20 protein-coding genes and 4 pseudogenes are annotated in these 23,906 nt (G+C 54.5%); 9 read left to right on the forward strand and 15 right to left on the reverse strand.

All coding sequences use genetic code 11. The features are described 5' to 3' along the window. Positions 1-174 (reverse strand): annotated as a pseudogene (locus F7Q90_RS13310) (IS630 family transposase); the annotation flags it as partial. A gap of 99 nt (positions 175-273) precedes the next feature. After that, the gene (gene narQ / locus F7Q90_RS13315; protein WP_006118377.1) at positions 274-1,962 is read right to left on the reverse strand and encodes a nitrate/nitrite two-component system sensor histidine kinase NarQ; all 1,689 of its coding nucleotides are present in this window, start codon (positions 1,960-1,962) and stop codon (positions 274-276) included. Positions 1,963-2,213: 251 nt separating this feature from the next. Here narQ and F7Q90_RS13320 point away from each other — a divergent pair, with 251 nt between their 5' ends. From F7Q90_RS13320 to nudK, 3 genes are all read left to right on the forward strand, one after another. Continuing rightward, positions 2,214-2,486: a YdgH/BhsA/McbA family protein gene (locus F7Q90_RS13320; RefSeq protein WP_006118378.1), complete on the forward strand. Its 273-nt coding sequence runs from the start codon at positions 2,214-2,216 to the stop codon at positions 2,484-2,486. Positions 2,487-2,758: 272 nt separating this feature from the next. Further along, entirely contained in the window at positions 2,759-4,231 is a 1,473-nt protein-coding gene (ansP, locus tag F7Q90_RS13325) for an L-asparagine permease (RefSeq protein WP_033740834.1), read from the forward strand. A gap of 162 nt (positions 4,232-4,393) precedes the next feature. Beyond that, complete coding sequence (nudK, locus tag F7Q90_RS13330; RefSeq protein ID WP_006118380.1) at positions 4,394-4,972, forward strand: GDP-mannose pyrophosphatase NudK; 579 nt, start codon at positions 4,394-4,396, stop codon at positions 4,970-4,972. A 46-nt stretch (positions 4,973-5,018) separates the two neighbouring features. Here the strand turns inward: nudK and F7Q90_RS13335 are convergent. The 8 genes and pseudogenes from F7Q90_RS13335 to F7Q90_RS13370 form a co-directional block, all read right to left on the reverse strand. Beyond that, positions 5,019-5,986: pseudogene (locus F7Q90_RS13335) on the reverse strand (ribokinase). Then, positions 5,983-6,879 carry an allose kinase gene (gene alsK / locus F7Q90_RS13340; protein WP_006118381.1) on the reverse strand — a complete coding sequence of 299 codons (897 nt, stop codon included), beginning with the start codon at positions 6,877-6,879 and terminating at the stop codon, positions 5,983-5,985. The pseudogene F7Q90_RS13335 and the gene alsK overlap by 4 nt, the downstream one beginning before the upstream one ends. Next, positions 6,876-7,568 (reverse strand): D-allulose 6-phosphate 3-epimerase, encoded by a 693-nt coding sequence (gene alsE, locus F7Q90_RS13345; RefSeq protein WP_006118382.1) that lies wholly within the window; start codon positions 7,566-7,568, stop codon positions 6,876-6,878. Before alsE ends, alsK begins: the two co-directional genes overlap by 4 nt. After that, positions 7,568-8,620, reverse strand: a complete 1,053-nt coding sequence (locus tag F7Q90_RS13350; RefSeq protein ID WP_006118383.1) for an ABC transporter permease — start codon at positions 8,618-8,620, stop codon at positions 7,568-7,570. Before F7Q90_RS13350 ends, alsE begins: the two co-directional genes overlap by 1 nt. 14 nt (positions 8,621-8,634) lie before the next feature. Then, a complete protein-coding gene (locus F7Q90_RS13355) occupies positions 8,635-9,624 on the reverse strand; it encodes an ABC transporter permease (RefSeq protein WP_006118384.1) in 990 nt (329 codons plus the stop codon). After that, positions 9,617-11,122: a sugar ABC transporter ATP-binding protein gene (locus F7Q90_RS13360; protein WP_006118385.1), complete on the reverse strand. Its 1,506-nt coding sequence runs from the start codon at positions 11,120-11,122 to the stop codon at positions 9,617-9,619. Before F7Q90_RS13360 ends, F7Q90_RS13355 begins: the two co-directional genes overlap by 8 nt. A gap of 2 nt (positions 11,123-11,124) precedes the next feature. Continuing rightward, positions 11,125-12,105 carry a substrate-binding domain-containing protein gene (locus F7Q90_RS13365; protein ID WP_006118386.1) on the reverse strand — a complete coding sequence of 327 codons (981 nt, stop codon included), beginning with the start codon at positions 12,103-12,105 and terminating at the stop codon, positions 11,125-11,127. Positions 12,106-12,116: 11 nt separating this feature from the next. Continuing rightward, positions 12,117-12,947 carry a DeoR/GlpR family DNA-binding transcription regulator gene (locus F7Q90_RS13370; RefSeq protein ID WP_006118387.1) on the reverse strand — a complete coding sequence of 277 codons (831 nt, stop codon included), beginning with the start codon at positions 12,945-12,947 and terminating at the stop codon, positions 12,117-12,119. Positions 12,948-13,436: 489 nt separating this feature from the next. On the opposite strand from F7Q90_RS13370, the gene F7Q90_RS13375 reads away from it, so the two are divergent. Continuing rightward, positions 13,437-14,504: a DUF1176 domain-containing protein gene (locus F7Q90_RS13375; RefSeq protein WP_006118388.1), complete on the forward strand. Its 1,068-nt coding sequence runs from the start codon at positions 13,437-13,439 to the stop codon at positions 14,502-14,504. On the opposite strand, the gene ampH is transcribed toward F7Q90_RS13375, so the two are convergent. From ampH to F7Q90_RS13390, 3 genes are all read right to left on the reverse strand, one after another. Beyond that, positions 14,501-15,664, reverse strand: coding sequence for a D-alanyl-D-alanine-carboxypeptidase/endopeptidase AmpH (ampH, locus tag F7Q90_RS13380; protein WP_170317965.1), 1,164 nt, complete (start codon positions 15,662-15,664; stop codon positions 14,501-14,503). The genes F7Q90_RS13375 and ampH overlap by 4 nt on opposite strands. 211 nt (positions 15,665-15,875) lie before the next feature. Further along, a complete protein-coding gene (locus tag F7Q90_RS13385; protein WP_006118390.1) occupies positions 15,876-16,562 on the reverse strand; it encodes a response regulator in 687 nt (228 codons plus the stop codon). Continuing rightward, positions 16,552-18,189 carry an ATP-binding protein gene (locus tag F7Q90_RS13390; RefSeq protein ID WP_006118391.1) on the reverse strand — a complete coding sequence of 546 codons (1,638 nt, stop codon included), beginning with the start codon at positions 18,187-18,189 and terminating at the stop codon, positions 16,552-16,554. The genes F7Q90_RS13385 and F7Q90_RS13390 overlap by 11 nt, the downstream gene beginning before the upstream one ends. A 305-nt stretch (positions 18,190-18,494) precedes the next feature. Between F7Q90_RS13390 and F7Q90_RS26875 the strand changes: the two are divergent. The 3 genes and pseudogenes from F7Q90_RS26875 to F7Q90_RS13400 form a co-directional block, all read left to right on the forward strand. Next, positions 18,495-18,860 (forward strand): annotated as a pseudogene (locus tag F7Q90_RS26875) (2-hydroxycarboxylate transporter family protein); the annotation flags it as partial. Then, positions 18,837-19,076, forward strand: coding sequence for an RcnB family protein (locus F7Q90_RS26880; protein ID WP_237166130.1), 240 nt, complete (start codon positions 18,837-18,839; stop codon positions 19,074-19,076). The pseudogene F7Q90_RS26875 and the gene F7Q90_RS26880, both read left to right, overlap by 24 nt. A 107-nt stretch (positions 19,077-19,183) precedes the next feature. After that, positions 19,184-20,030: pseudogene (locus tag F7Q90_RS13400) on the forward strand (Cof-type HAD-IIB family hydrolase). 37 nt (positions 20,031-20,067) lie between these two features. Here the strand turns inward: F7Q90_RS13400 and F7Q90_RS13405 are convergent. Further along, the gene (locus F7Q90_RS13405; protein ID WP_006118395.1) at positions 20,068-21,216 is read right to left on the reverse strand and encodes an iron-containing alcohol dehydrogenase; all 1,149 of its coding nucleotides are present in this window, start codon (positions 21,214-21,216) and stop codon (positions 20,068-20,070) included. 290 nt (positions 21,217-21,506) lie between these two features. Here F7Q90_RS13405 and gntT point away from each other — a divergent pair, with 290 nt between their 5' ends. After that, on the forward strand, positions 21,507-22,823 hold the full coding sequence (gntT, locus tag F7Q90_RS13410) for a gluconate transporter (RefSeq protein ID WP_006118396.1): 1,317 nt from the start codon (positions 21,507-21,509) through the stop codon (positions 22,821-22,823). Positions 22,824-22,875: 52 nt separating this feature from the next. Here the strand turns inward: gntT and F7Q90_RS13415 are convergent, their stop codons facing one another. Continuing rightward, the gene (locus F7Q90_RS13415; RefSeq protein ID WP_006118397.1) at positions 22,876-23,121 is read right to left on the reverse strand and encodes a hypothetical protein; all 246 of its coding nucleotides are present in this window, start codon (positions 23,119-23,121) and stop codon (positions 22,876-22,878) included. A 253-nt stretch (positions 23,122-23,374) separates the two neighbouring features. On the opposite strand from F7Q90_RS13415, the gene F7Q90_RS28130 reads away from it, so the two are divergent. Continuing rightward, on the forward strand, positions 23,375-23,458 hold the full coding sequence (locus F7Q90_RS28130) for a small membrane protein YohP (RefSeq protein WP_019105993.1): 84 nt from the start codon (positions 23,375-23,377) through the stop codon (positions 23,456-23,458). Positions 23,459-23,906: the final 448 nt, after the last annotated feature.

Here is a 23,906-nt window from a genome sequence, read left to right on the forward strand (position 1 = left end):
ACCAATCGATGAGCGGGCACAGCAGAGTGTTCTGGCAACATGACTGACGGTGTCACCACGATGCAGCATCAGCATGGCGGTGAGCCGCCGGGCGTGGTTTTTGTCCTTTGTTTTATGGATAGTTTTCTGCATCAGGCGTCGTTCGGTTCTGGGTATTGGTGCAATGATCGACATTGCTCAGTCCGGCTGGTGATTTGGGATATTCAGCGATTGATCAGATCGCATAAACCGGACTGAGTTCCCTCTAAGGGATCTACTATTCCGAGCAGTTATTTAGTCAATCTCTGATGCCGGACGCGGTGGAAAGCGCAACACAATCTGTGTTCCACACGGCTGCGAACGAATGTCTAACTGGCCAGACAAGCATGCTGCGCGCTCGGTCATGGTGATGAAACCATAATGCCCCGGAGGTTCTTCTGTGCTGATCATGCCCGTGCCGTCATCAGTGATTGTCAGTGAATGCTCACCTGTATCCGTGATCTGGTAGTCGACGGTAATCAAACGGGCATTCGCATGGCGAATGGCATTCAGTACGGCTTCCCGGGCAATTTGCAGGACGTGGACCTGTTGCCGGGCATCCAGTTGCTGCAGGCCTGGCTGGCAGGTCAACCGGATATCAGCGACAGTCTGAGACTGAAGCGGCGCAATCATCACGTGCAGAGCAGCCTCCAGATCGGCCTTTTCGATCGTCAGACGAAAGGTCGCCAGCAGTTCGCGTAGCTGGCGGTAAGCCTCTGCCAGTTCGCGATCAAAATCTGCAATGATCGCCTGTGCCGACTGATCGGAGGCGGACAGGCTGCGCCGAAGCTGCATCAGCTGTATCCGTAGGTAAGTCAGTGACTGCGCCAGCGAGTCGTGCAGTTCACGTGCAATCGTGGCGCGCTCCTCAATCAGCAGCATTTGCTGGTACTGCTTCTGGGTTTGCCAGATCCAGATCGACCGTCCCAGCATCGCGGCCAGGCTGCCCATTAACGCGGCGGAAGAGGCCATGCCGCCGGTTTGCCAGCGCAGCGTGCCAACACGTTGATCGTCCTGTTTCAGCGGTAAATGCTGCCAGGCCAGCGCGGGATCGTGCTGGCCCGCCTCACAGGTAAACTGCTCGCCCTGAAGCTGAATGAAGGCAATATTCTCTTTGCCGACGATGCGGTTCAGCACATCATCGAAAAGCGCCGGTTGCAGCGAACGGCTGGTCAGGATTTGTGAGCTTTCATAGAGTAAGGAGAGCGTATGATTCGCCTGGGTTAAGTCCCGGGTTTTGTCGCGGACCCGTTGTTCCAGTTGCTGATAATGGCACTGTAATTGTGCAGCCATGCTGCTGAAAGTCTGTGACAGGACTTTCAGCTCGTTCTGCTGCTGCACATGCAGGGGCGGAAAGGCAAAATTGCCGCTTTCCACATAGCGGCTGGCTCTGACCAGTGCATTGAGGGGTTTAACGACCTGCTGGCGGGTAAAGCGGATCGTCATCAGAGCGAGCGCAACAATGGCGATCACGCCCGTCAGGCTGCTGATGGCCACGACGCGCATTTTCAGTTCGGCGTAGCGCTGTAGCGCCAGTACGAAGCGGTTAATTTCGTCAACGTAGTTGGGCATTTGTTGCCGCCAGGCATCTGACGCGTTCGCCTGCAGATGCTGTGCCAGACCGGGCCAGCCTTCGCGTAAACGCTGATAGTGATTAATAACCTTGCGCGGCACCCAGGGGCGATCGAGTTCCTGTAACACGGCGGCATCAAGCGTTTGTTGATATTGCGCCAGGTGCGCCGTCAGCAGATGCGGATCTGCTCTGGCATCCCAGGCCAGGCGGTAACTTTGCATTCGCAGCGATCCGGCCAGATTAATGGCTTCCGCATCGCGCAGGCTACTGGAAAGCGTCAGCAGCGCCAGGCCGGTCGTCAGTAACGCCAGCAAGACAATCCACGTTAACGACAGCGCGATACTTCTGGTAACAGAGCGTTTAACAATCACGACAATAACACCTTTACTGACAGGGAATCATAAGAGCGGTGCCAGAGACACCCGACGACTTATTACAAAATGCCCGAAAACAGCGGCGCTGTGTACGCAAACTCACCCCCCGTTGACGTTTCCCAGGAATGTCCACTTACGAATGAACATTGCTGCCATAGCTTTACACCTTGCCCATGTTGGCTTTCATTGCCTCGCTAATACTCAACACCATGTTTTACTCAGTGACCCACGCAAGTTCAGGAGGAAGTATGAAACGATTACCTGTGTACCTTAGCGCTGCTCTGTTGGCCACTGCTTCATTCTCTACTCTTGCTGCCACGGCAGTGGACCGGCAGGAAGCCCAGGGGCTGCAACGTATCGGCAGCGTCTCGGTGACAAATGTGAACGGCTCTCTGGATGATGTCACCCGCCAGCTTTCGCAGGAGGCCAAATCAGAAGGTGCCCGCCATTTCCGTGTCATCGGGGTTGATAACCCCGGCGACTCCAGCCTGTGGACCGGCACTGCCGAAATTTACCGCTAAACCCCTCTGTTACCTTCCCTGTAGCCTTTACCGGTCGCCTGTCGGCCGGTTTTTTTGTGATCTCAGAAAAGTTTTTTACAAATCGTCCGGCTTATCTCCTCGGTATATTTTGCTTCGATGTTGCATAACGGTTAGGATTCATCGCCGTAAATTCCCGCGCTGCTTTTCGTTAACTCACAGGCAAACGCACAGAGGAAGAAAACCCATTTCGCACTGCTAAACGCAATCGTTTGGATGCGCGATGACTTATGGTCAGGACAAACAGGAAGGCTATGAAATCTACGAAGAAAACCGCAGCAGACATGCGCGCTGCGAAACGACGCTGGCTCAATTCCCACGACTCCGGCTATAAGAAAGCCATGGGTAATCGTCACGTACAGATGATCGCTATCGGTGGCGCAATTGGTACAGGTCTGTTCCTGGGCGCAGGTGCCCGCTTACAGGCTGCGGGTCCCGCTCTGGCGGTAATCTATCTGGTCTGTGGCATTTTCTCCTTCTTCATTCTGCGCGCGCTGGGCGAACTGGTTTTACACCGTCCCAGCAGTGGAAGCTTTGTTTCCTATGCACGCGAGTTTATGGGTGAAAAAGCCTCCTATGTGGCAGGCTGGATGTATTTTGTTAACTGGGCCATGACCGGGATTGTCGATATCACCGCCGTGGCACTGTATATGCACTACTGGGGCGCGTTTGGCGATGTCCCACAATGGGTGTTTGCCCTGGGCGCGCTGGCGATTGTCGGTACCATGAACATGATCGGCGTAAAGTGGTTTGCCGAAATGGAGTTCTGGTTCGCGTTAGTCAAGGTGCTGGCGATAGTGATATTTCTGGTGGTCGGCGTGGTGTTCCTGGGCAGCGGTAAACCGCTGGACGGCAATGCAACAGGTTTCCACCTGGTCACGGATAACGGCGGCCTGTTCCCGCACGGCCTGTTACCGGCGCTGGTGCTGGTGCAGGGGGTGGTCTTTGCCTTCGCTTCGATCGAACTGGTGGGCACGGCCGCAGGTGAGTGTAAAGATCCGGAAACCATGCTGCCGAAAGCGATCAACAGCGTAATCTGGCGTATCGGTTTGTTCTATGTCGGTTCCGTGGTGCTGCTGGTGCTGTTACTGCCGTGGAATGCCTATCAGGCCGGGCAAAGTCCGTTTGTGACCTTCTTCTCTAAACTGGGCGTGCCGTATATCGGCAGCATCATGAATATCGTGGTCCTCAGCGCCGCGCTGTCCAGTCTGAACTCCGGTCTGTACTCGACAGGCCGTATTCTGCGCTCCATGTCGATGGGCGGCTCAGCACCGAAATTCATGTCAAAAATGAGCAGCCAGCAGGTGCCTTATGCCGGAATTCTGGTTACCGTTTGCGTCTATGTTGTCGGCGTAATACTCAACTACTATGTGCCGTCACAGGTGTTCGAGATTGTCCTGAACGTCGCGTCACTGGGGATCATTTCGTCCTGGGGCTTTATCGTGCTGTGCCAGCTGCGTCTGCGCAAAGCTATTAAAGAAGGCAAGGCCGACGACGTCAGCTTTAAGCTGCCGGGCGCGCCTTTCACTTCCTGGCTGACGCTGCTGTTCCTGTTCAGCGTGCTGGTCTTAATGGCGTTTGACTATCCAAACGGCACGTACACTATTGCCTCTATTCCGCTGATTGCGGTGATTCTGGTTCTGGGCTGGTTTGGTGTGCGTAAGCGCGTTAACGAAATTGCCGCCACGGAGCACGAGCATCACGAGCACGATGGCAAATCATCCTGACGGTGATCTTGCCTGAGATATCAATGCCAGCCTGCGTGCTGGCATTTTTTTTCGGTGTTTTTGGCGGTCTTGATAATTGCGTGCGCAGACACGTAATTCAGATAGTTTTCTTGCATTCCACGACCTATCATCATTGGCTCCCTTCTCACTTGCGGAGCGCCTATGTCGTCCAGAATCACTATTATCAAAGATAAGCTGCTGTCTGAGAACTGGTTTGTGTTGCGTAACATCACCTATGAGCTAACCGACAGCCATGGCGACGTCGTGCGTCACAAACGCGAGGTGTACGATCGCGGCAACGGTGCGACAATACTGCTCTATAACCGTGAAAAAAACAGTGTGGTGCTGACGCGCCAGTTTCGCGTGGCGACCTACGTGAACGGTAATGAAGACGGAATGTTAATTGAGGCCTGCGCGGGCTTACTGGATGACGACTCGCCAGAGGATTGCATCCGTAAAGAGGCCATTGAAGAGACCGGCTATGCGGTAGGCGAGGTCGAAAAACTGTATTCGGTCTATATGTCACCGGGCGGCGTCACTGAACTGATTCACTTCTTTGCGGCGGAATATCATGAATCACTGCGCGAGAACGCTGGTGGCGGTGTTGAAGATGAGGCCATTGATGTGCTGGAAATACCTTTTCCTCAGGCCATGGCGTGGGTGAAAGACGGACGCATTCGTGATGGTAAAACCATCATGTTATTGCAGCACGCCCTGATCGCAGGCTGGCTAACGCTGTAATCCTGCACGAAGCCGATGCGCAAACCATCTGCATCGGCTTTCCGCTTTATACGCACGTCATCACGCTGTCGGCGACGCACTCCGGGTGCGCCTGCAGACGCGCCAGTGCCTCGGCATACGAAGGCATCGAATGGGCCGCACCCGGTCGCTCCACACATAATGAGGCAAACGCTGCCGCATACAGCGCCGCCTGATCCAGCGCAACGCCCGCCGCGAGCCTGGCCGCCAGCGCGCCGTTAAACGCATCGCCCGCGCCGGTCGTATCCAGCGGGGTGGCAGGAAACACGGGAATATGCCGTTGCTGCTGGCCGTCAGACAGTAACGCACCCGCCGTCCCCAGTGTAATAATGATCTGGCGCGCCCCTTTGCGATGCAGAATTTCTGCGGCCTGCCGGGCACTGCGGATATCGTTGACGTTGATGCCGGTCAGCAGCCTCGCTTCCGTACTGTTCGGGGTCAGCAGATCGACTTTTGCCAGCAACGTATCGCTGATTTTTTTAAACGGCGCGGGATTAAGAATCACAAAGGTATTGGCGGCCCGCGCATTATCAATCATGCGCTGTATCGCGCTCAGGTTGTTCTCGAGCTGGACCAGCAGAATGTCCGCCGCCGCGACGGTGGGTTTGCAGCGCGTGACTTCCGCCGCCGTCACGGTAAGGTTGGCGTCTGGATAGACGGAAATCATGTTTTCGGCGTCGTTTCCGGCAACGTAGATCAACGCATTGCCGGTGGGTTTCTCCTTACAGGTGAACAGTGTAATCGCATCAAACCCGGTTTTTTCCAGATGGCGGCGGGCAAACACACCAAAGTCGTCCTTGCCCACTTTGCCAATATAGTGCACCCGGGCACCCGGGCACCCGCGCGCAGTGCGGCGGTGGCCTGATTCGCACCTTTACCGCCCGGACCCATCATGCTGTGCTGAGCAATCAGCGATTCGCCCGGCAGGGGAAAGCGGCGCATACCGGCGACAATATCCAGATTGAATGAACCAAACACACAGACTTTGCCTTTCATTTTCGCTCCCCAAAGTGGCGTTCGGCAGCCAGGCAGGCACCACGGCAGCCCGTGTAATCGGTGGCATGACTGAACACGATACGTAAACCGTGGCGCGTGACGGGCGGCCGCAAACTGCGCTGAATGTGGTGTTGTAACTGCGCCAGCGGAAAACCGGCCATCGCCAGCACGCCACCGCCCAGAATCAGGTATTCCGGATCGAGGATATTCATTTCACTGGCGATCAGGTGCGCCAGCCGCTGGACGAAGGCCTGCAGATCGGGATGATCCCGGTGTCGCGTAAATAGTTGTGACAGGGCGGTGTCCGGCTGATGCGTCGCCGCCCACTGGCTCAGCCAGTGACCGGAGATCAGCGTTTCCGCACAGCCGCGATTGCCGCACGGGCAGGGCAGGTCATTGCCGGGCAGGGGAATATGCCCCAGTTCACCCGCGCCGCCATGATGACCATGATAAAAGCGGCCTTCCAGCCACAGGCTGTTGCCTAAACCGGTGCCGGGATACAATCCCACCGCGTTGTCGGGCAGGGCATCAAGCTGTAGCAGATCCCATAACATCAGGTGGTTGACGTCTTTATCCATGGCGACCGGCACGCCCAGTCGCTTGCTCAACTGGGCTGCCACAGGTTGCCCATCCAGTGCCTGAATAAAGGGTAACGAGATAACCTGCTGACGATCGCGGCTGAGAATACCCGGGAGCCCGAGCATTACGCCGCTAATCGCTTGTGACGCCAGCGTGTCAATAATCACATCGCCCAGGGCGTGAAGCGCATCCGTTTGCTGTGCCCAACTGGCGGTCGCTATTTTACGGAATCCGCACCAGTGCTGGCCGTCTTCCATCAGTTGCAGTCGGGTGCTGGTGCCACCGATATCCATTCCAAGCCAGCGTTGTTTCATGCAGACTCCTGTGCCAGTCCCTGTGCGGCATCAATGCTGCTGCGCATCATGTCCCAGGCGGTGCTGAGATCGTCATGCACGTTGAACAGGCCTGAGGTGCCGACAATCAGCACGTCTGCGCCGGCCTCCAGTAGCGTGCGGTAGGTTCGTTGATTACAGGAGCCGTCAATTTCGATGAGGAAGTCATAGCCCTGTGCCTGTTTCAGGGCCTTAAGCTGCTGGATCTTCTGCACCATCTCGGGAATAAATGGCTGCCCGGCATAACCCGGATCGACCGTCATTACGGTGATCTTCTCCAGCAGATGAATATAGTGATGAATAAACGACACGGGCGTAGCGGGATTTAAAACCACGCCCGGCTTTTTCCCCAGACTGCGGATCAGGTTGATTACCCGGAAGGCATCGCGGTTGATGGTCTCCGCATGCGGACAGATATAGTCTGCTCCCGCTTTCGCGACGGCCTCGATAAAATCGGTCGGCTGTTCCACCATCAGGTGAACGTCTATCGCTACGGGCGTATGCGGACGAATTTGCTCAATAAAAAACGGCGACAGCGTGATGTTTTTGACGTAATGCCCGTCCATGATATCAACGTGCAGGAAATCAGCGCGGGTGTTCAGGACCGCCAACTGCTGTTTAATCTCCATCAGATTCATGCACATTAATGACGGCGAGATTTGAATACGCATCATACTTCCTTTTTCTCAGTCAAGGGATTCAGGGCCGCGCTTAAACGTTTGCTGCGCGTTACGGCCCGGCTCTCATTCAGTCGGGCTTTGCCCTGTTTAACGGCCAGCACCACAATCAATACCGCGCCCCACATTGCCAGGCTGACGTGCGGACTGATGTTCATCAGATTGAACCCGGTGGAAAGAATTTGTAGCGCGATCAGCGCCAGCACGACGCCGGTAACCCGGCCAAAGCCGCCATTGGGATCGGTGCCGCCAAGGATGATGGCCAGCACGGTGAGTAAGAGATAGGCATCGCCATAACCCATGCGGGCGGAGTTAAAGCGCGCCATCATCACCAGCCCCGCCAGTACGCACAACAGGCTGGAAAGGATATATACCAGCATCACCATGCGGTGCGTGTTGATGCCGCTAAACCAGGTCGCGTTGATGTTGCTGCCGCCCATATAGATGCACTTACCGGCGCGGGTTTTGCCCAGAAACAGGGCCAGCATGGCGGCCGCCAGCAGAAAGAGCCACAGGGGCAACGGCACGCCCAGTAAGGTATCGGCACCCAGAGCCCTTACAACGGGAGGCATACCGCTTACCGCCGCGCCTTTGGTCAGCCAGATACCGATGCCGTTAATCGTGATCATGGTTGCCAGCGTCACCAGGATGGGATGTGCGCCAATGCGCGTTACCATGACGCCGGTAATCAGGCCAATGAGTGCAGCAATCAGCATCGCACCCAGTACTGCCAGCAGTAACCACACGAGTTGCTGAGCGGTTCCGGCCCCGTCCGGCACCCTGTTTAGTAAGACCCAGGCGATAAACAGGCTGGTCAGATTGGCTGTGGTGATAATCGCCAGATTGAGTCCGCCACTCAGGATGGCAATAAACATCGCCAGGGTGAGTAAGCCCAGTTCCGGCAGTTGGAACGCCATGCTGAGGAAAGTGGCGTCGGTAAAAAAGCGGCCGGGTAACAGAATGCCGAACAGCGCCAGCGAGAAGGCAATCAGAAGCAGCAGGCCAACATTGGTGCCATCCGGTTTTAACGCAGCGAATCTTTTCATATCTGTTTCTCTCCTCAGACAAAGCTGACGTCAGTTTCTTTGCGCTTCTTAAAGTGGGTGACAGCAATGGCGGCCATGATGACGGTACCGACCACGATGTTCATGAAGTAGTTGGATACGCCGATCAGGTTGAGTCCGTTCTTCAGAACCGCGATCAGGAAAACCCCCATCAAGGTGCCACTGACGGTGCCCTTGCCGCCCATCAGACTGGCTCCGCCCAGTACGGTTGCCGCCAGCACATCCAGCTCACCACCCACCAGGGCGTTGGGGACGACTTCACCCATGCGGTAGACCTGAACCAGTCCGCCAATCGCGGCCATGGCCCCCAGCCAGCCATAGGCAAAGAGGGAGATCAGGCCAACGCGAATCCCGATACGCCGTGCGGATTCCGCATCGCCGCCCACGGCATAGAGTTGACGACCTAAATGTGTTTTGTTGAGGATCACTGCTGTCAGCGCCGCAATGAGCAACAGGATGAGCAGCGGCAGGCCGAGCTGAAAGGCTTGTCCCTGCCATTCGAACGGCAGCACGTTACGCAGCGTGATCCACCAGTCCGGAAGCTGATACAGGCTGCGTCCACCGGTCACCCACATCAGCAGGCCAAACAGCAGCGACTGCATACTAATGGTGATGATGATGGAGACGACCCGGAGCCAGGTGATCAGCCAGGCGTTAATGACACCAAACAGCGTGCCGCAGGCTATCGCCAGTGCAATACTCAGCGGCGCGTTAGCAAACTGGTAATGCACAAACAGCGAGGCGATCAGGTACTGCACCACAGAGGCGACGGCCGCAAAGGAAATATCAATGCCGCCGGTCACCAGCACGACAAACAGTCCGAGGGCGAAAATGCCGGTAACCGCGTAACTCTCGGCCAGATCCAGCAGGTTTTGCACGGTCAGAAACTGGTCGCTGGCGAAGGAGAAAATCACAATGAACAGCAACAATACCCACGTCAGCCAGCCCTGACTGGAATGAGGACGTAAACGGGAAAAATCAGGCATTGATCACCTCCGCCAGTTGCTGTTGCGCTATGCGGTCTGGTTGATATTCGGCCTGGATGGTGCCCTCGCGGAAATGCAAAATGCGGTCGCAGTTGTACCAGACCTCGGGGACTTCATCGGAAATCAAAATGATCGACAGGCCTTCGCGTGCCAGTTCGTGAATAAGTTGATAAATACTCGCTTTTGCCCCCACATCCACGCCGACGGTGGGCGAATCGAGGATGAGCAGGCGCGGCTGCGTCAGGACCCATTTCGCCAGCACAATCTTTTGCTGATTGCCGCCGGACAGCGTTGAGATGGCTAACTGTGGATCGGCAACGCGCACGCCCAGTTGCTGAATCCACTGAAGAATCAGCTTGTTCTTGCGGTATTCATCAATCAGGTGGAAGCGGTTTTGCAGCTGGTTAAGAATGGGCAGCACCATATTGTCGGCCACCGATTGTTGCTGAATCAGCCCCAGTGTCAGGCGATCCTCAGATACATAGCCAATCCCGGCTTTGATGGCATCTTCATGACTGCGAAAGCGCACCGGTTTACTGTCCAGCCAGATCCTGCCGCGGTCAGGCCGGGTCATGCCGAACAGGGAAAGAGCCAGCTCAGTACGTCCCGATCCCAGCAGACCACACAGCCCCAGCACCTCACCTTCGTACAGCCGAAAATTAACATCGTGGTACTGACCTGCACGGTGCAGGTTTTCCACTTCCAGAATGACCCGATCACCGTTGCGCGTAGGGGTTTTTAACTGATAATCAAGTTTTTGCCCGGTCATCAGCTCGGTGAGATGGTGCGGCGTCATAGCCTGCGCCGGCCAGCAGCCAACCTTGCGGCCGTCGCGAATGACGGTTACGCGATCTGATATTTCCAGCACCTCGTCCAGGCGATGGCTGACAAAGACCACACAAATCTTTTTCTGTTTGAGATAGCGTACCGTGCGCAGCAGTTGATTGACTTCGGTACGGGTGAGGGAAGCGGTGGGCTCATCCATGATCACCAGCCGCGCATCCGCCACCAGCGCGCGACAAATGGCGACCTGTTGTCGCTGAGCGATGGAAAGGTGCGCGACACTCTCGTCAAGATTGAGGTCAAACTGCAGTTCCTCAACAATACGCCGGGCACTGTCAACCAGGGTTTTGCGCTGATGCCAGCCAAATAACCCGCGCAGATTGTGTTCAAATGCGATGTTTTCGGCCACGCTCAGGTTCGGGAACAGGGACAGATCCTGATAGATGACCTGAATACCAAAGTCTCTGGCCTGCTGAGTCGAGAGACGGGGCAAGCAGTCTCCGTCACCTAAACGAATTTCGCTGCCACGATCCGGCGCATGTACGCCGGATATCACTTTAATGAGCGTACTTTTGCCACAACCATTGGTACCGGCAAGGCAGTGCACTTCGCCCGCCAGCAAGGTCAGCGAGATATCGCTCAGAGCACGATTCCCCCCAAAGGTTTTCGACAGTTTTTCCAGGGTGATAAGCCTTTGCGGCGCGACCGATTGCATCATTACAGCCCCAGCTTGATCAGGTTAGGCAGGTTAGCTTTATCCAGACTTTCCGCGTTGTTGCCCAGAATGGTGTGCGTTGTCTGATCCACTTTCACCTTGCCCAGGCCGTCAATCGTCATACCGTCCGTAATCGGTTCGTTCTTCTCCACCTTCTCGGCAATACGGATAAACACTTCACCGGCGGTATGTGGATTCCAGATATAGCCGCCCTTGATCGCCCCGCGGTTAACCAGTTGCGCGCCCTGACCCGGACTGAACGCCCCAATGACACAGACCTGATTGGTTTTATTGCGGTTCATAACGGCGCGACCGGCACCAATAGGGCCCTGCGAACCGAAGGCTAAAATGCCTTTCAGATCGGGATACTTAGACATCAGTTCATTGGTGGTACGGATGGACTCGTCCAGGGATTCGCCTACGCCAAATTTGTCCGTAACCAACTGCATGTTGGGATAGTGCTGCTTTTGATAATCCAGCGCGGCATCGGTCCACTGCTGATGAAGCGGCACCGTCAGGCTCCCCACGTATATGGCGTATTTCCCTTCGTCATGCATACATTGCGCCAGCGCTTTCATATGATTGATGCCGTGCGTTGCGGCATCCACTAATTCAAAGTCCCAGTTTGCAAACTTCTGGCCTGGCGATTCGTGGGTAATGACTTTGATGCCGGCTTCACGGGCGCGCTGCAAGACGGGCTCAAGCACTTTGGGGTCGTTGGGGACGACGCCGATAATGTCCACTTTCTGGGCAATCAAATCTTCAATGGCACGCACCTGCAGGGCAGGATCGGCTGCGGTCGGCCCCACCATCCAGGCGTCAATGCCGCGTTTGGCCGCTTCGCTTTTAATTCCGGCTTCCATAGCGTTGAACCACGGAATACCACCGATTTTCACCACGATGCCCATGCGTATTTTGTCCGCCGCATGGGACTGAAAAGCCAGTAATGCGAACAACGAACAGGCGATAAGCTGTTTTTTCATAAAGGCTCCATTTAATTATTTATAAGCTGCACAGACTGGGGGCGCTGCGAGCAGTCAATAATATTGACGCCGTTCCAGGCCAGTTCCTGTTCCAGCTCTTTATCTTTCAACTGGTCAGTAATGAGAAAATCCACATCACGGTAATGGCAAATACGCGCGAATGAGGGCCGAAGAAACTTAGAGCTATCCAGTAATAAATGTTTTCGTTCTGCTGCCAGAATCAGCTGTTGTTTTAAATGTGCATGACGTTCATTTCCTTCGCGTAAATAACCGTCATTGCCCAGACTGCTGCATGAAAAAAAGATCTTATTTATTTGAAACTCTTTTAACGGCTGCTCGGTAACAATGCCGTGAAAATCTTCATAACGATCTGAATATTCTCCGCCCAGACAAATGGTGCGAATACTGCCGCGCGCTGCCAGCGTCTGGACAATGCGTAACGAATTGGTTAATACCGTCAATTCAATATCCGGTAATTGCCGTGCCAGATAAAAACACGTGGTACTACTGTCGAGTAATAAGCAGTCGCCCACACTAATAAAATCCAGCGCGCGTTTCGCGATTGCCATTTTGGCGTCAACATGTTCGTTTACGCGTTGACGAAAAGACGATTCAGATTCATTAATCTCGCGATTATTAACCTGTAGCGTTGCACTGTGTCGTTTAGCCGGAACCGCACCACCATGGCTTCGCTGTAAAATACCTTTCTTTTCCAGTTGTGCTAAATCGCGGCGAATCGTTTCCTGAGAAACCCGACATAACGCGGTCAGTTCAGCGACAATAACCCGTCCGTTACACATTAATTCATCGATAATTCTCTGCTGGCGTTCAATCGGCAACATAATGGCCTCCGATGGCTATAAAGTACTGGAAGGCACGCGGCAAAAATGTGGCCTGAGCGTGGGTACGCAGGACCTGTTTTTGCAACGCGCATAAAGAGATCAGTGTTGGGTTTTAATGAAACGAAATGAAAGAAATAATATTGTTTAGTGATTTGTCTCACTAAATAAGGGTTATTTAGCGGTCTCAGGATCCGCTGTGAACATTTTATCCTGCATTCTGCAGCGACTCTATCATGCCCGCTTTTGCCCGTTTATGTGTATTTGACCGCTTTGCCTGTCCGGATAGTCCGACGAATCCGATTGAGAGAACGCTGACGAATACGCATGATGACCGCATTGCGCACGACAGGGCGCTACGGCTGTTGCAAAATGGATGTTTTTTAGGCAGTTAGCTGCGCTTGCTGGGCACTTCACAGAATGCGAACGCACGTGACGTGCGTGATTGCGCTATCATCTTCCACTCAGAGAAGTTGGGGCTCGATTTTCTTAATGTGGTACAGGATGAAATCGCTGTTTGCGTTGCCTTTATTCATGGTCGCCGCCGTCCAGGCTGATCCGGTGCAGAAACTGTTTTCTGACTGGCAGTTAACCTGCAATAACGCGGCCTTTTGCGTTGCGCGCAGCACTCAGGGTGACCGTGGTTTGGTGATGACCCTGTCGCGACATGCCGGGGCGGATGACCAGCCCCTGTTACGTATTGATTACGGCAGTGCCTATAGTGGTGCGCTGCCGGGGCCGGCGCTCAAAGATAATCTGCTGGTGGATCAGCGTCGTCTTCGTCCTGATTTCAAGCACTGGGACGTAGAGCCGCATCATCTTGCCACCCGCAACCCGATTGCCATTAACGAATTTCTTGAACTCACCATGGATGCAAAAAATCTGCAGCTGACGTTCAGCGCCAGCCCACAGGTTTCATTGCGTGGCATGAAAGCGGCCCTGTTGTACATGGACGACGTGCAGGGGCGGGTGAATAGCATGAGCGCCTGGGTTCGACGGGGCGAACGCAACGGCGTGCCTGCTGCTCCGGCGATTCCGCAGCTGCCACCTCCCATGGCCGCGCCTGTACCGCTGACGCGGGAAGAAACCAGTGGCCTGATTGATTACGGCACCTGGCGGGTTAATTCAGACACCTGTTCGCTCGATCCACTGCGACGCGAAGTCAGCGTCTCGCCGCTGACGGACAAAAAAGCCTTGCTGCTGGTGAGCTGTGAGATGGGGGCGTATAACGTGATCGATCGGGCGTTTGAAGTGACGCGCGCGCCGCCCTATGTGGCACGCGGTGTCAGCCTGACTTTACCCTTTACGCCGCCCGAGGGAGGAGAGCGCCAGCTGGAGCTGATTAATGCGGATTACGATGCGGCAACCGGCCAGCTTTACACCTTTGGTAAAGGGCGGGGACTGGGCGACTGCGGTACAGCGTCCCGCTGGCAGTTTAACGGTGAGCACTTTGTGTTAGCGGAATATGCCGAAGAATCAACCTGCGATGCCTGGCACAGCAGCGATGACTGGCCCACGCTCTGGGTAAGCCAGTCAGCCTCTGCGGATGGCAGCCGTTAAGGAATCGCCTGCACCATCATGGGGGAACCGGTCTGATTGCCCACCAACTCCGCCAGCAGGTTATTTACACCGTCACTCATTGGCGTGAAGCGGGTCAGGGGAGATCGGGTCACCACCACAAAAACGCCCACATTATTCTGCGGCACCATCGCTATATAGGTGATGAAACCCCCGCCACCGCCGGTTTTCTGAATGATGCCCGGACGCCCCTTTGACGGTCCCATATAAACCCAACCCATGCCGAGAGCGTCGGCTTTACCTGGCACGTCCATTCCATCCACCTTGTGAAGCTGATCGCGACGGTAGATTAATGTCTGCAGGCGATCGATCTGTGGCGTGCGGCGATTTACGGAGGAGTTCAGAAACTGCTGCATCCAGCGTCCCATATCATCCGGCGTTGAATAGACGCCACCGCTGCCGATAGCCGCCAGCGTGTTATTACACGGACTGGCTCCTTTTTCCGCCACCATTAAACGGGCGCACTGTTCGGGTGACGGGGTAAACGTGGTGTCCTTCATGCCCAGCGGACGGGTGATCAGCTGCTGAAACAGGGCCGGATAGGGTTTACCCGCCGCACGTGACAGCGCATCACCCAACAGATCGTAACCCAGGTTGGAATAGGCCGCATTGGTGCCGGGGGCCGCTTTCAGGCTGGCGGTGTTCAGCCAGTTCCAGCGCTCACTTTGCGTAGGCCAGACAAAAACCGGACGATGCGGCTTACCGCCGGGCTGCTCGCGCGGCAGGCCACTGGTGTGAGTGGCGAGGTTAATCAACCGAATCGGTTGACCGTCGAAACCAGGGACCCGTTTTCCCGGAGGCGCATACTTACTCAGCGGATCGTCCAGACGAATCTCGCCGCGCTCGGCCATTTTTACCATCACCTCACTGGTCATTAATTTACTGAGCGAGGCAATACGAATTAACGAATCCTTTTGCGGACGAATATTGTTGCCGGGCCGGGTATCACCAAAGCTGGTAAAGACGCGCTGATTACCGTCTATTGCCACCAGGGCCATGCCGGTGGCACCACTGGCATAAAAGATATGCTCTGCATAGCGATCGACAATCTGGGAGGCCAGTAAGGGATCGGGCGCAACCTGCGCCGTGCTTTTAAGGGGAAGCAAAGAAACCAGTAAAGCCAGTAAATAAGGAGTGCGCATTTTCAACGGAGAGGGCTTCGCTATAGGAGTCGGGTGAAAACCTATAGTAATCAGTTTAAGGATGACGGGAAGAGCAAAGCACAGTTTTTTTTATTTCAGATTACAGTCAGCTGGCGATGGCGGCCATGGACATCAGCGGGCGGGGGATATGTTTTGCCCCGCAGAGGCCGCCGGACCGAGCCGCTGCACTGGCGGCGTGGCGCGCCGCAGTTCATGGCCGTTTGTACATGCGCCTGGGATGGCCCACTTTGCCATACAGCATTTCTACCGTCAGAAAGCCGGTTTCCACGCAGTGCTCCAGATAGCGACGGGCGGTTGTTTTACTGAGCCCGGTTTCGGTCATCACCTCATCAACCGAAAAAAGCCGCGTGGTGGCTGGCGTAAAAAGTGTCTGGACCCGCGCGAGAGTCGTTTCCTCAATACCTTTGCTGCCGTTATCGTGCGGGTAGTTCTTCGCCTGTAGCTGATAAAGGACATCGACATTTTTCTTATCGACAATCTTCCATGTGCGCTGCTGGTCTGCGAAAGCGATAAAGTTGGCAAGCGAGCGGTTAAGCCGTTTCCAGGACACAGGTTTAAGGACGTAATCGAAGGCACCGTTGCGGATGGCCTGGCTACAGGTATCCATATCACTGGCCGCCGTAATAAAAATAATGGAACAGTTTGCGTGGGCCAGCAACGGATCGCCAATCAGGGTGATGCCTTTGCCATCGGGCAGATAATTATCCAGCAATAGCAGCTGTGGCGCACTGATGGCAAGCTGCTGTCTGGCTTCTGCGAGTGACCCGGCGATACCGATCAGCCTGAGTTCAGGGTGTTTACCAATCAGTTCGGCATGAAGCTGAGCCAGTTCAGGCTCATCTTCCACAATCAGGACAGTCACAGGCTCATGTTGCATCGCGGACCTTCTCCGTTTCCGTTACGTGACAGCGGTGGGTTTGCGCGCAGGGGATAAACAGCGAGAAAATGGCGCCACGTGGCACATTGTCGCTGACCTCAATGGTGCCCCCTGCGCGGGTAATATAGCTTTCTGTTAAATACAGCCCGATGCCGTGATCGCCCCGGGTTTTCGTGGTGACGCCACGTTCAAACATGTGTTCGCGGATGGCAGGTGCAATGCCCACGCCGTGATCCGCCACTTCGATGATCAGCTCACGGGCGCTGAGCTTAATCAGCACTTCAACAGGTTCATGAGGCATCGGGGCGCGTTGCGTGGCTTCAATCGCGTTGTCCAGCAAATTGCCAATGACCGAGATCAGTTCAGCCTCTGACAGTGGGGGAAAGGGCTTGTCCATCAGACATGCGGGATCAAAGTGGAGGATAACGCCTTTTTCTCTGGCGCGTGCCGCTTTGCCCAGTAACAAGCCGCACAGCAGTGGCGAGCTGAAGCGTGCGGAAACAAAGTCCAGCCACTCCTGCTCGTGTTCTGACTGCGCCTCAATGTAGTCAATCGCGTCTTCAAAACGCCCCATGTGCAACAGCCCTGAAAGCGTGTTCATACGGTTAAGCTGCTCATGCCGCATAATGCGCAGATTATCGACATAACGTTTCACCTGGCTGAGCTGGGCGCTAAGGGAGTCGATGTCGTTAAAATCGCGGAAGGAGATTACCCAGCCCATCAGCGCGTCCTCCAGCATGATACGTACCCGGCTGGCGATGACGGTGAGCGCATTAAACTGACTAATCTCATCGTGGGTATCTTTTTCCAGCATCACGGGCTGCGATAAAAAGGGGACGGGCGAAATGATCTGGCTGACAGACTGCCCTCGCAGCGCCTCGGCGGACTGTGACAGGCCTAACAGCTTTCGGGCGGCCTGGTTGATCACTTCGATCTGCAGGTGTTCATTGATGACAATCACGCCTTCATAGATCGATTCCATCATAGCTTTTTGCTGACGGACCATCAGGCCGATCTCGCGCGGTTCCAGCGAGAAAATCTGTTTTTTAATATTGCAGGTGAAAAACCAGGAGAAAATAAACAGGGCGATAAGCACCAGGGCCGCCACGATCAGCAGGTTGATCATGTTGCTGAACGTGATGGCATCCAGATAGCGGGCGAGATAACCAACGGATACGATACCGACCACCTGCCCGCGATCGTTCAGGATAGGCGATTTGCTGCGCAGGGAGATTCCCAGTCCGCCTGTCCGGATGGTGGTGATACTTTTCCCTGCCAGCACTGCCGCGTTGTCTCCGCCGACCAGGGGTTTGCCAACCCGGTCCGCCGTCACCGAGTGAAAAAGGTGCAGGCCACGGTTATCGCCAATCACCATAAAACTGGCATCGCTTTTCCGGGCAATAGCCCGCATCAGCATATTAATGGCCGGAATATCCCGATCCGCCACCGCTTTTCTCAGTTCCGGAATCAGCGCGATTTCGTCTGCCTGCACCTTCGCGCGCATGCTCATCGCCTGATAAAGCTGCCGGGTGATGCTGACGTAGTAATAGCTTCCCAGTAACACGAACAGGACAGACGAAAAAACAACGAGCGAAAGAAACAGCTTCGTTTGAAATGACAATTTCATGACTGTCACGCGCATTTTGGAATAATAACTTCAATGTATCATCTTTTTAACAATAGACACTACATGCGTTTATCTGTTTGATATTAATGGGATTAAATCGTTTTCAGAGGAGGGGGAAGCGTCAGCAAAGGACAAACAACGGCTGCGGGGAATAAAAACCATAAACACCACGACGATTATCAGGATGCGGATCACGCTCTGGAAATAACACCATTAAAACTTTATGCCAGATACCTTCTCCTTCACGTAATTCCTCTTTTTTTCACGGCATTCTGAAAAAAAACGATGATGCAAAGAGGTTAATAATGCGCTCACCTGATAATTCTTTTCTGTCTGATACGCTGGCCCGTTCACCGCGCAGGAAAACCCTGAAGGAGCAGTGGTGGCATATTATGGATAACTGGAAAGTCGGGATTATCCCTCTTCCCCTGTTTGTGCTGGCCGGTGTGCTCATTGCACTGGACTGCCTGAGCGGGAAACTGGCCAGCGATATCGTCGTCATGGTCGCCACGCTGGCCTTTTTTGGTTTTGCCTGCGGTGAATTTGGCAAACGTCTGCCGGTGGTGGGCCGTCTGGGCGCCGCAGCTATCTGCGCAACCTTTATTCCCTCTGCGCTGGTCTATTACGGGTTACTTCCCGATATCGTGGTGACCTCAACAACGCAGTTCCACGATCGGTTTGCGTGGGAAGGGCATGAATTCCGGCGCGGCCGACCCGTTCCACGGGAATATTGCGGCGACAGATACCGGATCGATGACTGGCGTGAGCGCGGGTTGAGAGAGCCACCGGAAGGGCAGCACTGGGCGGATATCGATGGTAACTATGTGCTGATTGCAGCGGCCACCGGCATTATCACCTCACTCATCCTCAACAACGCGTTTCATTGATCACCATACAGGGATGGCAGATGCCATCCCTTTTTTATGCCACATGCGCTGCATTATCAGGCTATTCTGACAGTGAATCCTGAACGTTTCCCTGCTAAGGAGTTCTGATGACCACGGTAAAAATGGTTGCCGTTGATATGGACGGCACCTTTCTGGATGACAAAAAGCAGTACAACCGCGCCCGTTTTCTTGCCTGTTACCACCAGCTCAGCCAGCGAAACATCAGGTTTGTGGTCGCCAGTGGCAATCAATACCACCAACTGCGGTCGTTTTTTCCTGAGATCGCCAGCGAGATCGCGTTCGTCGCTGAAAATGGCGCATTGATTATCGACAGGGATGAAGAGCTGTTCTGTGGCGCGTTCTCACGCAGCGACATTGATGCCGTGCTCGATACATTGAAAAACGGACACTATCCCGACCTGCGTTATCTGCTTTGTGGACGAAACAGCGCCTATTATTTTGAGGGAATGGATGAAACGTGGCTGGTGAAGATGCGTCACTACTGTCACCGGCTTAAGCCAATACGTACGCTTGATGAGGTGGCTGACGATCGGATACTGAAATTTGCGCTGAATCTGTCAGACGATTACGTCGAGCCTTTAATGGCGGATATTGGTCGCCTGCACGCAGGATCGGCAGCAGCCACATCCAGCGGTCACGGCTCGGTAGATTTAATCGTGCCCGGTCAGCATAAAGCCAATGGCCTGAACCTGCTGGCACAGCGCTGGGACATATTCCCACGATCAGGTGCTGGCCTTTGGTGATGGCGGTAACGATCTGGAAATGCTCCAGCAGTCCGGGTACAGCTTCGCCATGCGCAATGCGCCGCAACGGGTAAAGCAAACGGCGCGTTTTTTGGCTCCCGGAAACAATGAGGAAGGTGTCCTGCAGGTGATTGAACAGATGCTGGCAGAAGAAGCGCCGTTCAATACAGCGGCAGCGCAGCAGAGGTAGGGGCCTGATGCGGGCGGGCAAAACGCCCGCCCGTGGGCTACGCGGTGACGGTCCAGGCACGAACAAGCATGTCGTGCATCTCATCTTTACTGTAGCTGATCAGACTGTTTTTACTGTTCGCGCGGGCCAGAATCCAGGCCACGTCCGCTTCGCTCAGCGTCGGGCCATCCAGCCAGAATGCGGTAATCGCGGTACGTTGCAGCCAGGCTTTCAGGTCACGTGCCGGAGAGTCCGTGTGCGTGCCAAACAGCTGCTGATGCATGTCGGCCATCAACTGACGTTGTTCAGGATGCTGGCTCACGGCCAGATGGTCCAGAAACGTGAATAACAGCCTGCCGCAGACTTCGCCATGATGGAAAGGCTTTATCGCCCCCAACTCGCCCGCAATACCGTGAATCACGCCCAGACCGGCAGTGCTCAGGCTGACACCGCCCAGCCAGGAAGCCATCATCATCGCCTCACGCGCCCGATCGCCTGTTTCATCCAACTGGTTCAAGGCCGGCCAGGCCTGGATAAACTGACGCAGCCCACTCAAGGTCATCTGACGGGTAAAGTGGTTGCCCTTGCCAGACAGGTAGGCTTCAAACAGATGTGTGAAGGCATCGATCCCGCAGGTCGCCAGCACAGTATCGGGGGCGCCTTTGAGTAAGTCGGGATCCAGGATGGCGACCTGCGGCACAAATACCGGATGACGCAGCGACGCTTTGATCTGGATATCCTGCTGGTCGGTCACCACCGCGTTTTGGGTAACTTCGCTGCCGGTGCCCGCCGTGGTCGGAACGGCGATGAGGGGAAGGGTAACCGGGGTGACCGCCGTATCGCCGACTTTTTCCAGATAACGTGCCGTGGAGAGTGGATGCTGAATCATGGCGCTAAAGGCTTTAGCCGCATCCAGTACGCTTCCGCCGCCTATCGCGACGACCCGATCAACATGCCCTCGCCAGCGGGTGACCCAGCCATCAATATCCGCCGGGGAAGCCTCATGGCTGACAATTTCATAACCCACAATATGATCGTTCAGGGTGGTTTTGATACGTGCATAAGCTTCCCCCTGCAAAAATGACCGGCCGCAAAAGAGCAGAGTGGCCTGGGGTTGGGCAGCCAGCAGAGGAATCAGCTTGCTGAGGCTTCCCCGGCCAAAAAGGGTATGTTGATTGCTGTACAGCTCACTCAGATTGTCACTCACCCGCGCATCCTTTTGTCTCTTCGCTAAGCTTTGAGTGTAACGAAAACCCAACGTCAGGCCTCAAGAAACTTTCTGATAGCGGTCGGTTAAAAAGTTGATCACCTTCGCAAAACGTAAATTCATCCCTGGCGGGGTGATGCGCGAGTCGGGATGTTACCCTTAACATGTTATCGGTAACAGGGTGTGTCAAAACATAAATGTCACGACATTTCCCTGATTTTAAGCGTCCTCCGGGACCACGATAACCAAGCGGCACTGACATCATTCAGGGCATCAGGTGGAGAAAAATTATGCCATTACTCTATGTGGCGATTGGCGTGGCATTACTGTTACTGCTGATGATTCGCTTTAAACTTAATGGTTTTATCGCGTTGATTCTGGTTGCGCTGGCGGTGGGCGTGATGCAGGGCATGCCGGTCAACAAAGTGATTATTTCAATTAAAAATGGCGTGGGCGGCACGCTGGGCGGTCTGGCGCTGATTATGGGTTTTGGCGCGATGCTCGGTAAACTGCTGGCCGACTGCGGCGGTGCGCAGCGTATTGCCACCACGTTGATTGCGAAGTTTGGCACGCGGCATATTCAGTGGGCGCTCGTGCTGACCGGCTTCATCGTGGGGTTTGCGTTGTTTTATGAAGTCGGTTTTGTCTTAATGCTGCCGCTGGTGTTTAGCGTCGCCGCATCAGCACGTGTCCCGCTGCTGTTTGTGGGCGTGCCGATGGCCGCGGCACTGTCCGTAACCCACGGTTTTCTGCCTCCCCATCCGGGCCCGACCGCCATTGCGACGCTGTTCAACGCAGATATGGGGAAAACGCTGCTGTTTGGCACCTTACTGGGCATTCCAACGGTGATTCTTGCGGGGCCGGTTTATGCCCGTTTCCTGAAAGGCATTGATAAACCGATTCCGGAAGGCCTGTACAACCCCAAAACTTTCACGGAAGCGGAAATGCCGGGCTTTGGGGTCAGCGTCTGGACATCGCTTGTGCCTGTAATACTGATGGCGCTGCGCGCGGTGGCCGAAATGGTTCTGCCTAAAGGGCATGCCTTGCTCCCTTATGCTGAGTTCTTTGGCGATCCCATCATGGCGACACTGATTGCTGTGCTGATTGCTATCTTCACCTTCGGTCTGAATCGTGGTCGCAGTATGGAACAGGTCATGGATACCCTGAGCGACTCCATCAAGATTATCGCCATGATGCTGCTCATCATTGGCGGCGGCGGTGCCTTTAAACAGGTCCTGGTGGACAGCTGCGTGGATAAATACATCGCCGGTATGATGCATGCAACTAATCTGTCGCCTCTCTTCATGGCATGGTCAATCGCTGCTGTGTTACGTATTGCACTCGGATCCGCTACCGTTGCGGCCATTACGGCAGGCGGCATTGTGGCACCACTGATTGCGACCAGCGGTGCCAGCCCTGAACTGATGGTCATTGCGGTGGGCTCGGGCAGTGTGATTTTTTCACACGTTAACGATCCGGGGTTCTGGTTATTTAAAGAGTATTTTAACCTGACTATAGGCGAGACGCTTCGCTCCTGGTCTGCGCTGGAAACCATTATTTCGGTGTGTGGGCTGGTGGGCTGTTTGTTGCTCTCTTACGTGGTATAGAAATCAGAGCGTAGAAAACAAAAGGGCCGCACAGAACGGGCGGCCCAAAAGGTTAATCTGCATCTTCAAAACCCGCTTTCACCATTTCTTCTCGCAGTGCGCGGGCAATCTCACGGTTACCGCCTGTAACCGGATAAATCACATTGTTGACCACATCATCAAGGTAATGCTCCGCAAACTCTTGTCGGGTCAGTTGCGTGCCGCCTTCATCATTGATGGCGAAAAAACCTTTGATTTTGTCGCCGCTGTACTTTGCCTTAAGGCTGTAGCGGCCCATACTGGTATTAATACTGCTCATAAGGTCTCTCCCTGCTCTGCATTTGGACTGTCAACATTCTCGGGCTTTCCTGTCGGCATAAATTTTAGCCAGGAATAATCTGCAAAACGAAACGGCAGGCCGCACTAAAGCCACGCGATGCGATACTTCTCACAGAAAGAAACCGCTAAAACCGATTATTGCCTTCCGGTATGCGATCACGGCTGGCAAAAAGCAAACGGCAAAATCTCGCCTATACTGTCAGGGGATTGTTTTATTAGGTAAGGGATATGAAATGAAAATAATTTTGTGGATCATCGCCATCATTTTTATCGTCGGACTGCTGACGCTGACAGGCGTGTTTAAGCTCATCTTCTGATCGTGTTTTTACGGGCATCCAGACGGGTGCCTGATGCCTAAAATTTTCCTGTGTGTTGTTTCTCTCCCCTTCGTATTTCAGCCTGCATCTCTGCGTCATCCCGACCGGCTGTGCCATCCCCAGGTATGTTGTGGCCGCAATCGCTGTTCTTCTCATCAAGGCCCTCGTACGCCCGCACAAGCAGGATCAACGCCCGGTTTCATAGAGGAGTGTAACAGGGACACACCATATTTTAGCGGGTTTCTCAGTAAGCCCGGTTGCCTGTAAGTTGCTGTTTCGCTAGCTGAAGGGCAGGTAAGCGGCTATTTGCCCTTGCCGTTTGGGATGTGTTCAGATTTTTTACGTTAAAATTTCCCCACTTTTCCGTAACATGAATGATAATTACATGCTGAAAATACCCGGAGAGGGACACGTATCCGGGATGAAGGCGTTTTTCCGTTACTGAGTT

This window comes from Pantoea stewartii subsp. stewartii (genome assembly GCF_008801695.1).
In the GTDB taxonomy this organism is placed as follows: Bacteria; Pseudomonadota; Gammaproteobacteria; order Enterobacterales; family Enterobacteriaceae; genus Pantoea; species Pantoea stewartii.

Excerpts from the sequence above, each read along its gene's own strand:
- F7Q90_RS13320 (WP_006118378.1), top strand. The coding sequence starts at position 2,214 with ATGAAACGATTACCTGTGTACCTTAGCGCTGCTCTGTTGGCCACTGCT.
- ansP (WP_033740834.1), top strand. The coding sequence starts at position 2,759 with ATGAAATCTACGAAGAAAACCGCAGCAGACATGCGCGCTGCGAAACGA.
- nudK (WP_006118380.1), top strand. The coding sequence starts at position 4,394 with ATGTCGTCCAGAATCACTATTATCAAAGATAAGCTGCTGTCTGAGAAC.
- alsK (WP_006118381.1), bottom strand. The coding sequence starts at position 6,879 with ATGAAACAACGCTGGCTTGGAATGGATATCGGTGGCACCAGCACCCGA.
- alsE (WP_006118382.1), bottom strand. The coding sequence starts at position 7,568 with ATGCGTATTCAAATCTCGCCGTCATTAATGTGCATGAATCTGATGGAG.
- F7Q90_RS13350 (WP_006118383.1), bottom strand. The coding sequence starts at position 8,620 with ATGAAAAGATTCGCTGCGTTAAAACCGGATGGCACCAATGTTGGCCTG.
- F7Q90_RS13355 (WP_006118384.1), bottom strand. The coding sequence starts at position 9,624 with ATGCCTGATTTTTCCCGTTTACGTCCTCATTCCAGTCAGGGCTGGCTG.
- F7Q90_RS13360 (WP_006118385.1), bottom strand. The coding sequence starts at position 11,122 with ATGCAATCGGTCGCGCCGCAAAGGCTTATCACCCTGGAAAAACTGTCG.
- F7Q90_RS13365 (WP_006118386.1), bottom strand. The coding sequence starts at position 12,105 with ATGAAAAAACAGCTTATCGCCTGTTCGTTGTTCGCATTACTGGCTTTT.
- F7Q90_RS13370 (WP_006118387.1), bottom strand. The coding sequence starts at position 12,947 with ATGTTGCCGATTGAACGCCAGCAGAGAATTATCGATGAATTAATGTGT.
- F7Q90_RS13375 (WP_006118388.1), top strand. The coding sequence starts at position 13,437 with ATGTGGTACAGGATGAAATCGCTGTTTGCGTTGCCTTTATTCATGGTC.
- ampH (WP_170317965.1), bottom strand. The coding sequence starts at position 15,664 with ATGCGCACTCCTTATTTACTGGCTTTACTGGTTTCTTTGCTTCCCCTT.
- F7Q90_RS13385 (WP_006118390.1), bottom strand. The coding sequence starts at position 16,562 with ATGCAACATGAGCCTGTGACTGTCCTGATTGTGGAAGATGAGCCTGAA.
- F7Q90_RS13390 (WP_006118391.1), bottom strand. The coding sequence starts at position 18,189 with ATGAAATTGTCATTTCAAACGAAGCTGTTTCTTTCGCTCGTTGTTTTT.
- gntT (WP_006118396.1), top strand. The coding sequence starts at position 21,507 with ATGCCATTACTCTATGTGGCGATTGGCGTGGCATTACTGTTACTGCTG.
- F7Q90_RS13415 (WP_006118397.1), bottom strand. The coding sequence starts at position 23,121 with ATGAGCAGTATTAATACCAGTATGGGCCGCTACAGCCTTAAGGCAAAG.
- F7Q90_RS28130 (WP_019105993.1), top strand. The coding sequence starts at position 23,375 with ATGAAAATAATTTTGTGGATCATCGCCATCATTTTTATCGTCGGACTG.